Origin of the sequence: Microcystis sp. BLCC-F209, from assembly GCF_041928595.1 — a bacterium.
Classification (GTDB): domain Bacteria; phylum Cyanobacteriota; class Cyanobacteriia; order Cyanobacteriales; family Microcystaceae; genus Microcystis.
In genome coordinates, this window is record NZ_JBHFLL010000019.1 from 1 (window position 1) to 12,171 (window position 12,171).

Genomic DNA, 12,171 nt, shown 5'->3' on the forward strand with positions numbered 1-12,171 from the left:
GACCGACCCAACTGCAACAAAAAGCGTTAGATTTATTGGGAGTTTCCCTGATTTGTACCCAGTAACGGGGCGGCGTAAATTCTCTTAATCCCTTCTACAGCACAGCTTATGGCTTTTTGTCAACGGGGAAGTCCAGATATACCCTCAAAAATACTAAATTTAACCAATAAAATAAGGACGCTGCCAATTGCGTCCTCAAGGTGTCTGGAAAAGGGTTTTTTCCTAGACTTTCCGAGAGTAGTATTCCACTACTAACAGTTCATTAATCGAGAGGGCAATCCATTCTCTTTCCACAACGCCATTCACTTTGCCCACAAGGGTGTTTTTGTCAAATTCCAAATGACTCGGCAGGTTGGCTAAACCGGGGTATTCCATATTTCTTTTGACGAGATCCTGGGAACGCTCTTGATTTCTAACTCCAATCACATCACCCGGACGGCACTGATAACTGGCAATATCCACAACTCTACCGTTAACGGTGACGTGACCGTGATTGACTAATTGTCGCGCCCCCGGAATTGTCCCAGCCATACCGAGACGGAAAACGGTATTATCCAGACGCATTTCTAAGAGTTGCAGCAGCACTTGACCGGTGGAACCGGTAGCCCGGCGAGCTTTGCGGACATAGCGAACTAATTGTTTCTCGCTGACACCGTAGTTAAAACGCAGTTTTTGTTTTTCTTCTAGACGAATAGCATATTCTGAACGTTTTTTGCGGGCCTGGCCATGTTGCCCTGGTGCATAGGCACGACGGGCATTTTTACGGGTTAGGCCCGGTAATTCCCCTAAACGACGCACAACGCGCAAGCGCGGTCCTCTATAACGAGACATACAGACGGTCTGCTCCTATTTAAATTTATCCCAAAACTATTATCGTAGCACAAATTAAGCAATTTAGTTGGGGAGTGGGGAGATGGGGAAGTGGGTAGAGGGAATTATGAATTATGAATTATGAATTATGAATTGGGGAGCGGGGAGTGGGGAGCAAAAAGCAGCAAGATTGGATCGGGGTATCCTGACTCCTGACTCCTGACTCCTATCTACTGAGGGCAGGTGATGTATTTTTTTCGTTAAAGATGAGGCTAATCTCTGCCATCTTAGGGCATACTGTGAGTGTAACTAAGCACTATATTACTCAGGTTGCTTTCCCACTCCTTCCCTAGCTGAATCTCTATCTTGGAGAAGCCATTAGTCATGATCGAAATGAAAGTCGCTGGAATTGCCCTAGACGCTATCACTCGCAGTCCCATTGTACTGCTGAAGGATGGTTCCGAGCGTCGCGCCCTACCTATCTACATCGGACAAGATCAGGCTAAGGCCATTATCACCGTCCTCGAACAACAAAAACCCCCTCGTCCTCTCACCCACGATTTGATCGCTAATATTTTTAAAGCTTGGGACATGGATTTAGAAAAGATTATCATCCATTCTCTCCAAGATAATACTTTTTATGCTGTTCTCTGTCTCCAGCGCGGCGAAGTCAAAAAAGAAATCGATTGTCGTCCCAGTGATGCGATCGCTATTGCCCTGCGTACCAACAGTCCCATCTGGGTAATGGAAGAAGTGATCGCTTCCGCTTCTATTCCTGTTGATCGTGATGCGGATGAAGAGGAACGTCAAGCTTTTCGCAATTTCGTCTCCAATCTTAGCCCCTCAGACCTGATCCAACGTCGCGGTGATTTTAGTGAGCAGTGAAAATTCAGGAGATAGGAGGGAGATAGGAGACAGGATTCAGGAGACAGGATTCAGGAGACAGGAGACAGGAGGCAGGAGATTATTTTTATTTATTCTCCCCATCACCCCACTTCCCCATCACCCCATTTCCCCATCACCCCACTTCCCCATCACCCCATTTCCCCATCACCCCATTTCCCCATGACCCCACTTCCCCATCACCCCACTTCCCCATCACCCCACTTCCCCATCACCCCATTTCCCCATTTCCCCAATACCTTCTAACTGATAACTGGTAACTGATAACTGATAACTGAATCAATGCGTTATCGACGATTTGGCCGTACTAATTGGCAATTTTCGCTGTTTTCCCTGGGGACAATGCGCTGTTTGTCCTCAGAGTCGGTGTTTACCGCAACAATCGATCGCGCCCTAGAATTGGGGATTAATCACCTAGAAACGGCCAGAGGCTACGGTAATAGTGAAGTTTTTCTCGGTCGCTACCTGCAGCGTCAAGGGGTGCGGGAGCGGGTTTATCTGACCACGAAATTGGTCCCCACTGCTGATCGCCAGACTATGGAAAAAGCGATCGGCGAATCCCTAGAACGATTACAATTAAATTACCTCGATTGTCTAGCAATTCACGGTATTAACACCCGCGAGCATTTAAACTGGATTAAAGACCCGCAAGGCTGCATGAAAGCCGTTTTTATGGCCCAAGAAGCTGGAAAAATCGGTCATATTGGCTTTTCTACCCATGCACCCCTAGAAATTATTCTGGAGACGATCAATACAGATTTCTTCGCTTTTGTCAATATCCATTACTATTTTTTTTGGCAAAGACAGCAACCAGCGATCGCTTTAGCCCAAGCAAAGGACATGGGTGTGTTTATTATTTCCCCTGCTGATAAGGGAGGTGGTCTCCACAGACCTCCCAAGAAGCTAGAGGAATTATGCGCCCCTTTTTCACCCCTAGAGCTAAATTATCGCTTTTTATTGAGCGATCCGCGCATTACTACCCTCAGCGTCGGGGCAGCGATACCGGAGGAATTAGAGGCAATTATTAACGTATGTGAAGGAGATCAGCCCCTAGATGCGGCAGAAATTGCCGTTTTTAAGCGTTTAGAAGCACATTTAACCGATAAATTGGCTACAGATTTATGTAGCCAATGTTATCAATGTTTACCCTGTCCTGAAAATATTAATATCCCCGAAGTATTGAGACTACGGAATCTGGCAGTAGCTTACGAAATGACCGATTTTGGCCAGTATCGCTATCGAATGCTGGAAAATGCCGGTCATTGGTTCCCCGGACGCAAAGCGAATAATTGTACTGAATGCGGCGATTGTTTACCTCGCTGCCCGGAAAAATTGCCGATTCCCCGGCTGCTATTTGATACACACGAACTACTTAAGGGACCAGCGCAACGGAGATTGTGGTCATCTTAGGACGAAACCTAGAAAAATTTTTTTTGGGGATCGTCAAAGTGTAAAAACTATCTTAAGATTAACAGGTAAGAGAATTAACTTTCTTGAATTTAAAGAGACAAAAAACAAGAAATAGATTAAGGAGTAAAGGATATGGCACTCGTCCCCATGCGGTTATTGTTGGATCACGCGGCTGAGAACGGATATGGCATCCCCGCTTTTAACGTAAATAATATGGAGCAGATCCAAGCGATCATGCAAGCGGCGGCAGCCACCGACAGCCCCGTTATTCTACAAGCTTCTCGCGGTGCGCGCAAATATGCAGGGGAAAACTTCCTGCGTCACCTGATCACCGCCGCGGTGGAAACCTATCCTCATATCCCCATCGTGATGCACCAAGATCACGGTAACGAACCCGCCACCTGCTATTCGGCGATCCGTAACGGTTTCACCAGCGTCATGATGGATGGTTCCTTAGAAGCGGATGCCAAAACTCCCGCCACCTACGAGTACAACGTTAACGTTACTGCTGAAGTAGTAAAAGTTGCTCACTCGATCGGTGCTAGTGTGGAAGGGGAACTCGGTTGTTTAGGTTCCTTAGAAACCGGTAAAGGAGAAGCGGAAGATGGCCACGGTTTTGAGGGAGAATTAGATCACTCGATGCTGTTAACCGATCCCGATGAAGCGGTGGATTTCGTCGAAAGAACCCAAGTAGATGCTTTAGCAGTAGCCATTGGTACTAGCCACGGCGCTTACAAATTTACCCGGAAACCCACCGGCGAAATTCTCGCTATTAGCCGCATTGAAGAAATTCATAACCGCTTACCCAATACTCACTTGGTCATGCACGGTTCTTCCTCGGTTCCCGAAGATCTCCTCGAATTAATCAACCAATTCGGTGGCGCTATCCCTGAAACCTACGGTGTTCCCGTGGAAGAAATCCAAAAAGGCATCAAGAGTGGTGTGCGGAAAATCAATATCGACACCGATTGCCGTTTAGCAATTACCGCCGCAGTTCGTGAAGCACTATTCAGCAACCCGAAAGAGTTTGATCCCCGTTTCTTCCTGAAACCCTCGATCACGTATATGCAGAAAGTTTGTGCTGATCGCTATCAACAATTTGGTACCGCCGGTAACGCCAGCAAAATCAAACAAATGTCCCTCGATGACTACGCAGCCAAATATGCTAAAGGGCAATTAACCCAAGTCAGCAAAAAAGTTGTGGCTGTCTAGTAGCTGAACAATTAAGCGATCGCTTAATGGCACCGATCTAGTAGAATTTTTTGGGGTAGTTATGGTTAACTACCCTCTTTTTTATATAAGAACGATCGATCTCTCTGTCCTCTGTGTCTCTGTGGTTCGTTCCACTAATTCGCCCAGAAGACTGTATCTTAGAATACATTTTATCCACCAAACCTGGGAGAGCCGAATCGATTTCAGAGAAAAGACTATACTGAAAATAATCAGCAGATCAGCACTGGATTTATAAGAGAAGCAAGATGAGAAAAAAATCGTTGTGGGCGGGATTATTGGTGGGATTTTGGTTTTGTCTGACTTGGATGGCATGGACACCCACAGCAGCCGCCTTTAGCGAAGAACAAAAATTACTACTGCAATCTTGGCGATTAGTCAACCAATCCTATTATGATGACACCTTTAATCATCAAAACTGGTGGCAGGTGCGGGAACAATTCATCAAAAAACCCCTCAACGATCGGACGGCGGCCTATAATGCGATCGAACAGATGTTAGCCACTCTCGATGAACCCTTTACCCGTCTCCTGCGACCGGATCAATACCATAACCTACAAATTAGCACCACGGGGGAATTATCGGGGGTAGGACTGCAAATTAATATCAATCCCGACAATGGTTACTTAGAAGTGGTTGCCCCTCTTGCCGGTTCTCCTGCCGAGGCCGCTGGTTTGACTAGCCACGATCGCATTTTGTTTATTGATGGCATCGATACCACTACTTTAACCCTCGATGCGGCGGCGGCCAAAATGCGCGGCACCCCCGGAACAGAAGTTTCCTTAGTGATTCTTCCCTATCAAAAAAGTCAACCAAAAACCCTATCTTTAACCCGTCAACGCATTTCTTTAAGTCCAGTGGTAGCGGTTTTAGATAAAAATTCTAGTTCCTTGCCCATCGGTTATGTGCGCTTAAATCAATTTAGTGCTAACGCTGCTAAAGAAGTCTCGGAAGCAGTGACGAACCTACAAAAACAAGGAGCCAAGGGTTATATTTTGGATCTAAGAAATAACCCTGGTGGTTTACTGCAAGCGGGTATAGAAATCGCTCGGATGTGGATTAATCAGGGAACGATTGTTTATACAGTTAATCGTGAGGGAATTGCCGATAGTTTTGCCGCTGCTGGCAATGCTTTAACCGACTCGCCTTTAGTCGTTTTAGTCAATCAGGGAACCGCCAGCGCCAGCGAGATTTTAGCTGGAGCATTACAGGACAATCAACGAGGGGTTTTAGTGGGAGAAAAGACTTTTGGTAAGGGATTAATTCAGTCCCTATTCGAGTTACCCGATGGGGCAGGATTAGCGATTACCGTGGCTAAATATGAAACTCCCGGCCATCATGATATTCATAAGTTGGGAATTATGCCAGATCAAGTGGTGGCACAGGAACCAATCACCTATGAGGAAATCGGCACCGAAAAAGATAGTCAATACCAAACCGCGATTCAGTTTTTAAACCAGAACACCGTTTTAGCCAAGGCTTCCTAAGTGGGGTTTTCAGCCATCAGTTACCAGTTATCAGTTACCAGTTATCAGATGCGAGTTTTCAGGGTTCTTCGTTACTTGGTCTGGTTCGATCGGGTGGCATAAATCGACTAAATTCTTATCTGGCAAGAGATTTAATTGATTAGTTCGCTCTAGATCGAAAACAATTAACAAAAATCGCCAAATGTCTTTCTCTATAAGAGTTTCATCCCTTATAACCCTATACGTTGCATAAGACAAACCGAAGAACCATAATTCATAATTCATAATTCATAATTCATAATTCCTAGGGCATAAATCGAACAAATTAGCCGTTTTTTCCGTCAATATCTAAATTAAGATGGAAACCTGTTTGATTTGAAGAGAATGCTAACATCGATTAGAATTTTCCCAGTCCGGGCTTTTCAGCCTTCCAACCTTGACTCATCCTTGATTTTACCGCCATGCAGAGATGTATTCGATCGCCCCTAGCCCTAACCCTGAGCATCAGCCTCTTAGCTAATTTTTTAACCGCTTGTAATAATGCCCAAACCCCAGATAACAGTGATCAAGGTTTAAAATTAGGGGCTTTACTGCCCATTACTGGAGATTTAGCCGCTATTGGTCAAAATATGCCCGAAGCAGCCGCCCTAGCGGTAGAGACTATCAATGCCTGTGGTGGAGTCAATGGCAAACCCGTCACCCTGGTGAAAGAAGATGACCAAACCGATCCCGCTGCCGGTGCTTCGGCGATGACGAAACTAGCGGAGGTGGATAAAGTAGCTGGTGTGATCGGTTCCTTTGCCAGTAGCGTCTCGGGAGCAGCCGTCGATGTGGCGGTGAGAAATAAAGTTATGTTAGTCTCTCCGGGTAGCACCAGTCCCGTATTTACTGACAGGGCGAAAAAAGGCGATTTTCAAGGTTTTTGGGCGCGGACGGCTCCCCCGGACACCTACCAAGCTCAAGCTTTAGCGGTCCTAGCTAAGAAAAAGGGTTTTCAAAATGTGGCCACCGTCGTGATCAATAACGATTACGGAGTCGGATTTGAACGGGAATTCGTCGGTGCTTTCGATAAATTAGGCGGCACTATCACTAATAAGCAAAATCCTGTCCGTTATGACCCGAAAGCTGCCACTCTCGATAGTGAAGCGGCGGCTGCCTTCGCTAACCAACCGGATGCTGTAGCGGCAGTCCTTTACGCTGAAACGGGTAGTTTATTACTACAAGCGGCCTACAAACAGGGATTGACCAAAGGAGTTACCGTCCTCCTCACCGATGGGGTTTATTCGGAAGATTTCACCAAACAGGTGGGGAAAGGAACCGATGGTAAGTCAATTATTGCCGGCGCCCTAGGCACTGTCCCCGGGGCCGACGGTCAAGCTTTAAGCGCTTTTACTACTCTCTGGAAAGAAAAAACCGGCAAGGATGTCACTGCTTTTGTTCCCCATACTTGGGACGCGGCGATTTTATTGATGTTAGCGGCCGAGGCGGCTAAATCTAACACCGGTGAAGGGATTCAAAGCAAGATTCGTGAGGTGGCTAATGGTCCGGGGACGGAAGTAACCGATGCTTGTCAAGCCCTAGAAATGATTCGCAAAGGCGAAGATATTAACTATCAGGGGGCCAGTGGTAATGTGGATATCGATGAAAATGGCGATGTGGTCGGTAGTTACGATGTCTGGACTGTTAAGGATGACGGGACTCTCAAGGTTATTGATAAGGTGACACCCAATCAGTAATCAGGAGTCAGTAATCAGGAGGCAGAAGGCAGGAGGTAGGGGATAGGGTGATGGGGATTTAGGGGTTTAGGGGTTTAGGGAAATTTCAGCCAAATGCTCCACTTCCCCACTACTTCACTACCCCACTTCATAATTCATCATTCATACTTTGTGCTTTTTGTCAAAAAAACTTTTTTTTTGCAACAAAACTACACAAAAAAAAAGATCATCGTTGTGGGTGAAATTGACTCATTTACCTGTCTTAATTAGGATTACCTTCTAGCTGTGGTAAGGGTTTCAAGCGTTGCTGTCCAAAAAAGCACAGAAAAACCCATTATGAAATTCAGTAAAATCGCTGTAACCATTGTAACATCGTTGTTAAATAAAAATATTTCTCAATTAATTTTTAAGAATTTGTAAATATTGCGGAATGTTAATTTAAATATTCTCAAGTTTTTGGCATTAATCAATAATTTTTGCTTATCTTTGTCGAACATTGGGTTAGGAGTAAGGAGTCAGTCCTGATGCCAAACTTGGCACCGCCAAACATGAAAATATTCTGATTGACGAATTTGCGTTATTTCAGCCTCTATTTTCCAGTCAGGAGCCGGTCGTCGGGAGGGGAAGTCAGAATAACAGAATCACCTCGCACGTCTGGAAGCAGACCCCTTCGAGATCGAAGAGCGAAAGTGCAGGGGTTTTGAGTCCCTCGGATCGGTTTCTCAACGTTTGTCTCTTGCACTTTTTTGACTAAAAAAGTACCTATTTGACTAAAAAAGTCCCTAAACCGTTTTCTAGCAAGGCTTCCAGTAATATTCAGCAAACCCTAATTAGGAGTCGGTTTACCTCACCGGTAGCATAGCGCAAGTTTGCATAATAACGGAGAGATTCAATAATAATTTGTCTCATTTTTTCTAAACTATCCATCTTAAAATAACCTCCTCAATTTTGTCAAAAACTAATAATTTGAATCGTTTGTTATCTAATAAAACTTGACCAATAGGATCTTCAAAAATATCGGCAAAAGCTTGTTGATGAATTGCTAAATATAAAATTATTTCAGATTTTTGTCATATCTTTGTAATTTTATAAGATACTTGTTAAATGAATCAAATTTTTGGCTTTAAATAAACAAGTCGGTTTGTCCAATCCTGTTTGCCTTGTAGATCCCATAAAGCTAAAAGTGAACGAATTAAAAGACCAAAATTGCTAGGAGGAATGGACTGATAATCGATAAAAATAACGCCACTATGACTTTTTTGAGCTTCTCCCCATTCGCACAAAAGCGGGGGAATAGTGTTCTGGTCGTATGTTACTAGGGTTAACTGGGCTTCGGTTGCGGCTTTTAAAACGATTTCATCCGAATCAGCCAAATATCGACCTTCTTGCCAAGTGATTAAAGGAAAAATCAGGATTTCTGGACGTTTAAGACTAATTTGTTCGGCAACCGTCGGAGAAATATGTTCATCTAATAAAAAAGATAGCATTTTAGCTATTCCCCACTCACTCACAGGGAATCAGGATAAACCGTAATTGTTTCTAATTGGGGTAAGAGCCGTTTGAGTGTCGTTTCATTGAGGGCTTGAGCCTCGGTGATCGCCTTTTGAACTTCTGACTGATAAGCTTCAGCATAGAGCAAAGCAGAGCGGACCCATTCGAGGGGTCGATGAAAATGTGCCGCCGTTTTTTGTTCATCTAGCGCGTAGCTTTGAGCAATTTGAATTACTTCCCAGAGAGCCAAACTGGAGTTTTTGAGGTAGGGTTGTCGCCCCAAAGGAGACTGGCGAAATTCAATATAGGGGAACTCGCTTTCTCTGAGGGATTCCTCAATTAAAATTGCGCTGGTTTCACTAGGGGTTTTTCCTAATCGGCGGGCCAACTGTTTAAGTCGTTCCGCTGTGCGATCGGGGAGTCGGGTACTGATAACTTGGGACATAAATTTTTTCAACCTTAAATTTTAAATCATCGATTTAGAGATATTATATGCCAATTGGCACAAGAGGAAGAGGAGGTCATTCTATATTTCCCAATACTTCATTAGAATTAGAAAATTCAACTTCAATTTAGATCATTCCTCTCAATAGCGCCATATCAGTTTTTTCCACTGATAACTGTTCACTGTATGAAGGATTTAGCAGTCGAGTGAACCCTGCTTGTTCAAAATGCCGATCTGATGTAAAGGCTAATGTAATTACTTCTTGCTGCATAATGACAAAGCTAATACAATCAGTTAGCCCCCAATCTTTATCAAGACGCTGACTATAAAGTTTCCAACCCTAATCGAAAAGAGATTTATTGAGCGGTATAATCTGTAAACCAATTAGATTGTTGAGGTGATTAATAAATCTAATTGTTTGAGAGCGAATTTTCGGCGAAAGCAGAGCATCAGCCACTTCCAATAAAACAAAATCTGTTGTTATAAGCTGACATTTCTGTTGTTGAAGATTCGCCTTAACACGCTTGGCTTGTTCATGAAAAACATCATCAACATTAATTAAGGCAATCCAGGCTGCCGTATCAACAAAAACCTTTGTCACTATTCCACTTCTCGCTTGGGTAGTCCGTGAATGTAATGATCGTGCTGATAGGACAGATCGGAAATTCCTGTATTCATCTGGCACTCTTCTAAGATTTGGTCAAACTCGTCCCAAAAATCATACCCTGGGGATCTGGATTCAGGCTGCTTTATGAGCATTGCGGCAATCTTATTTTGCTCTGATTCGGGGAGTTGTTTGACTTGAGCGATCGCCTCTTCTAATAGCTTTGTCATATCTTTGGAATTGTATAAAACCCTAATAACGATTATCTCATCATCTCGTTATCGTTACCAGGTTCTACCTGAAGAATGCTTTTCAACAACAGTCTTATGGGATGAAAATTCGACCGACTCCCATATAGTTTTCTAGATCAAATAAAATCTCAATCAAGCGGGTAGCACATCTTTGCCGATAGCTACTTTCATCAAAGCGATCAGGGTTTCCAATTGTCAGAATTGGCAGGGAAGCGGGTGTATTTTCTTCACGTATGGTTTGTTCCAGCGAATCAATTCCTTTCATATTTCGATTTGCTGTAATTAAAATCATCTGAGTGTTTTGAGCAAATTGCCAAACAACCCGATCACTACTATCCATCGGCAATCCAACATCCTGAAAGGTGAAGAAGCGGATGGGCAAAAGATCAAGCCATCCTTCTGCTGAGAGGGTTCCCCAGAATAAAACAACATCGCCCGTTAAGTTGTCGTCAATCAGGAAGTTCATGATTGAGATTCAATGCGTGCTTTCCACTCTTGAAGCTTCGCACGAATGGTTTCTTGACCAGGCTTAGGGGGCATCGCCGCAATCTTGGCAAATCGCTCACGATTTCGCTCTTCCCAGTATTGACGAATTTCTGTCGCTGTCTGCAAGCATTCTTGATACTCGGCTTCAACCTCAGTACAATGGGTCTCAATGTATGCTAGGGCTGAATCAATCTGTCTATCATTAAGACCAAGTTTTTCACGAATCAGCTTGGGGGGATACTGAGCCTTTAGGTAATCCATAACATCATAAAGGGTAATTCGCGTACCGGCGATTGTCAATCCACGCTCTGTACGAATAATGGCTGATTGCCCGTTGGATACTAGAACCATACTCATAACCTTCTAGAATTTCATTCTATTGTACGTTATTTGAATGCTGAACAGCTTACCTAATTACTCTGAATAGCACTATATCAATCAGTTTTTTCTACTGTTCACTGTTAACTGTTCACTGTATCGCTTGGGTAGCCCGTGAATGTAATGATCGTGCTGATAGGACAGATCGGAAATTCCTGTATTCATCTGGCACTCTTCTAAGATTTGGTCAAACTCGTCCCAAAAATCATACTCTGGGGATCTGGATTCAAGTTGCTTGATGAGCATTGCGGCAATCTTATTTTGCTCTGATTCGGGGAGTTGTTTGACTTGAGCGATCGCCGCTTCTAATAGCTTTGTCATATCCTTGGAATTGTATAAAACCCTAATAACGATTATCTCATCATCTCGTTCCCAGGTTCTACCTGAAGAATAGTTTAAGGCAGCTCCTTAAATATTGTCTGTCAAGGCAAAGCTTTGGCACAAGCGAAAGGCATACAAGCAAGCATTTTCGGTTATTGAGGATTTTTTCTTTTCGGGGGTTTTTGTTTGCTGGTAGGGAGTAGGGGAGCGGTTAATTTTTCATAGAGTTCAAAGAGGTATTCAATACGGTTTAATTCACTGGTGAAAGGTTGGGGACGATAACACAAATCAACGGCTTTGTCAAGTTTTTGGTGAGCTTTGAGCAAGTCGGGAGGCATGGTTAAAGGATCGTATAAATCCGCAAGGCTACTATCAGGATATTTTACCCTAGTATCTAGCACAGCTTGAGCGCAAGTTTCAACGGTTTGTTTTTGTTTGTCGGTGATATTTTCTGGAAAGGTAAAATTATTATAAACAATATCTTTTGAATAACGATAATCACTTTTTAATCTGCCACACACCAGAAATGTTGAATCTCGTAACAAAACTTTACATTTAAGAACATGACAACCCCAGAACGCCATTTTTCAGATTGAATAGACAATTTTCCTAAACCAGTGTACATAGCTGATATGTTGACACATAAAACTCTGTAAATAGC

Annotated in this window: 14 protein-coding genes and 1 pseudogene; 5 read left to right on the forward strand and 10 right to left on the reverse strand. The window is 43.7% G+C overall.

Translation table 11 applies throughout. The features are described 5' to 3' along the window. Positions 1–222 precede the first annotated feature (222 nt). Positions 223–831, reverse strand: a complete 609-nt coding sequence (gene rpsD / locus ACE1AQ_RS00775; RefSeq protein ID WP_002737433.1) for a 30S ribosomal protein S4 — start codon at positions 829–831, stop codon at positions 223–225. A gap of 363 nt (positions 832–1,194) precedes the next feature. On the opposite strand from rpsD, the gene ACE1AQ_RS00780 reads away from it, so the two are divergent. The 5 genes from ACE1AQ_RS00780 (at position 1,195) to ACE1AQ_RS00800 (ending at position 7,555) form a co-directional block, all read left to right on the forward strand. Continuing rightward, positions 1,195–1,695 carry a bifunctional nuclease family protein gene (locus tag ACE1AQ_RS00780; RefSeq protein ID WP_008201073.1) on the forward strand — a complete coding sequence of 167 codons (501 nt, stop codon included), beginning with the start codon at positions 1,195–1,197 and terminating at the stop codon, positions 1,693–1,695. Positions 1,696–1,995: 300 nt separating this feature from the next. Then, the gene (locus ACE1AQ_RS00785) at positions 1,996–3,123 is read left to right on the forward strand and encodes an aldo/keto reductase (RefSeq protein ID WP_110545996.1); all 1,128 of its coding nucleotides are present in this window, start codon (positions 1,996–1,998) and stop codon (positions 3,121–3,123) included. A gap of 132 nt (positions 3,124–3,255) precedes the next feature. Continuing rightward, positions 3,256–4,335, forward strand: coding sequence for a class II fructose-bisphosphate aldolase (fba, locus tag ACE1AQ_RS00790; RefSeq protein WP_002744497.1), 1,080 nt, complete (start codon positions 3,256–3,258; stop codon positions 4,333–4,335). A 266-nt stretch (positions 4,336–4,601) separates the two neighbouring features. Continuing rightward, the gene (gene ctpA / locus ACE1AQ_RS00795; RefSeq protein WP_008201068.1) at positions 4,602–5,840 is read left to right on the forward strand and encodes a carboxyl-terminal processing protease CtpA; all 1,239 of its coding nucleotides are present in this window, start codon (positions 4,602–4,604) and stop codon (positions 5,838–5,840) included. 440 nt (positions 5,841–6,280) lie between these two features. Beyond that, complete coding sequence (locus ACE1AQ_RS00800) at positions 6,281–7,555, forward strand: ABC transporter substrate-binding protein (RefSeq protein ID WP_008201064.1); 1,275 nt, start codon at positions 6,281–6,283, stop codon at positions 7,553–7,555. An 893-nt stretch (positions 7,556–8,448) separates the two neighbouring features. Here ACE1AQ_RS00800 and ACE1AQ_RS00805 read toward each other — a convergent pair. The 9 genes and pseudogenes from ACE1AQ_RS00805 to ACE1AQ_RS00845 all read right to left on the reverse strand — a co-directional run. Continuing rightward, positions 8,449–8,592, reverse strand: coding sequence for an element excision factor XisH family protein (locus ACE1AQ_RS00805; protein WP_306344854.1), 144 nt, complete (start codon positions 8,590–8,592; stop codon positions 8,449–8,451). Between the two features lie 51 nt (positions 8,593–8,643). Next, a complete protein-coding gene (locus ACE1AQ_RS00810; RefSeq protein WP_008201061.1) occupies positions 8,644–9,021 on the reverse strand; it encodes a DUF5615 family PIN-like protein in 378 nt (125 codons plus the stop codon). 20 nt (positions 9,022–9,041) lie between these two features. Beyond that, the gene (locus ACE1AQ_RS00815) at positions 9,042–9,470 is read right to left on the reverse strand and encodes a hypothetical protein (protein ID WP_008201060.1); all 429 of its coding nucleotides are present in this window, start codon (positions 9,468–9,470) and stop codon (positions 9,042–9,044) included. 340 nt (positions 9,471–9,810) lie between these two features. Beyond that, positions 9,811–10,071: a type II toxin-antitoxin system VapC family toxin gene (locus ACE1AQ_RS00820; protein WP_008201058.1), complete on the reverse strand. Its 261-nt coding sequence runs from the start codon at positions 10,069–10,071 to the stop codon at positions 9,811–9,813. Further along, the gene (locus tag ACE1AQ_RS00825) at positions 10,071–10,304 is read right to left on the reverse strand and encodes a hypothetical protein (RefSeq protein ID WP_110545997.1); all 234 of its coding nucleotides are present in this window, start codon (positions 10,302–10,304) and stop codon (positions 10,071–10,073) included. The genes ACE1AQ_RS00820 and ACE1AQ_RS00825 overlap by 1 nt, the downstream gene beginning before the upstream one ends. Before the next feature lie 94 nt (positions 10,305–10,398). Next, positions 10,399–10,791: a DUF5615 family PIN-like protein gene (locus tag ACE1AQ_RS00830; protein WP_008201055.1), complete on the reverse strand. Its 393-nt coding sequence runs from the start codon at positions 10,789–10,791 to the stop codon at positions 10,399–10,401. After that, complete coding sequence (locus tag ACE1AQ_RS00835) at positions 10,788–11,162, reverse strand: DUF433 domain-containing protein (RefSeq protein WP_002758892.1); 375 nt, start codon at positions 11,160–11,162, stop codon at positions 10,788–10,790. Before ACE1AQ_RS00835 ends, ACE1AQ_RS00830 begins: the two co-directional genes overlap by 4 nt. An 87-nt stretch (positions 11,163–11,249) precedes the next feature. After that, positions 11,250–11,510: a hypothetical protein gene (locus ACE1AQ_RS00840; protein ID WP_008201053.1), complete on the reverse strand. Its 261-nt coding sequence runs from the start codon at positions 11,508–11,510 to the stop codon at positions 11,250–11,252. A gap of 152 nt (positions 11,511–11,662) precedes the next feature. Next, positions 11,663–12,031 (reverse strand): annotated as a pseudogene (locus ACE1AQ_RS00845) (type IIL restriction-modification enzyme MmeI); the annotation flags it as partial. Positions 12,032–12,171 lie beyond the last annotated feature (140 nt).

Bases quoted from the DNA above. Each gene is read 5' to 3' on its own strand.
- ACE1AQ_RS00830 (WP_008201055.1), bottom strand. From the start codon at position 10,791: ATGAACTTCCTGATTGACGACAACTTAACGGGCGATGTTGTTTTATTC.
- ACE1AQ_RS00840 (WP_008201053.1), bottom strand. From the start codon at position 11,510: ATGACAAAGCTATTAGAAGCGGCGATCGCTCAAGTCAAACAACTCCCC.
- ACE1AQ_RS00825 (WP_110545997.1), bottom strand. From the start codon at position 10,304: ATGACAAAGCTATTAGAAGAGGCGATCGCTCAAGTCAAACAACTCCCC.
- ctpA (WP_008201068.1), top strand. From the start codon at position 4,602: ATGAGAAAAAAATCGTTGTGGGCGGGATTATTGGTGGGATTTTGGTTT.
- ACE1AQ_RS00780 (WP_008201073.1), top strand. From the start codon at position 1,195: ATGATCGAAATGAAAGTCGCTGGAATTGCCCTAGACGCTATCACTCGC.
- ACE1AQ_RS00785 (WP_110545996.1), top strand. From the start codon at position 1,996: ATGCGTTATCGACGATTTGGCCGTACTAATTGGCAATTTTCGCTGTTT.
- ACE1AQ_RS00800 (WP_008201064.1), top strand. From the start codon at position 6,281: ATGCAGAGATGTATTCGATCGCCCCTAGCCCTAACCCTGAGCATCAGC.
- rpsD (WP_002737433.1), bottom strand. From the start codon at position 831: ATGTCTCGTTATAGAGGACCGCGCTTGCGCGTTGTGCGTCGTTTAGGG.
- fba (WP_002744497.1), top strand. From the start codon at position 3,256: ATGGCACTCGTCCCCATGCGGTTATTGTTGGATCACGCGGCTGAGAAC.
- ACE1AQ_RS00810 (WP_008201061.1), bottom strand. From the start codon at position 9,021: ATGCTATCTTTTTTATTAGATGAACATATTTCTCCGACGGTTGCCGAA.
- ACE1AQ_RS00815 (WP_008201060.1), bottom strand. From the start codon at position 9,470: ATGTCCCAAGTTATCAGTACCCGACTCCCCGATCGCACAGCGGAACGA.
- ACE1AQ_RS00835 (WP_002758892.1), bottom strand. From the start codon at position 11,162: ATGGTTCTAGTATCCAACGGGCAATCAGCCATTATTCGTACAGAGCGT.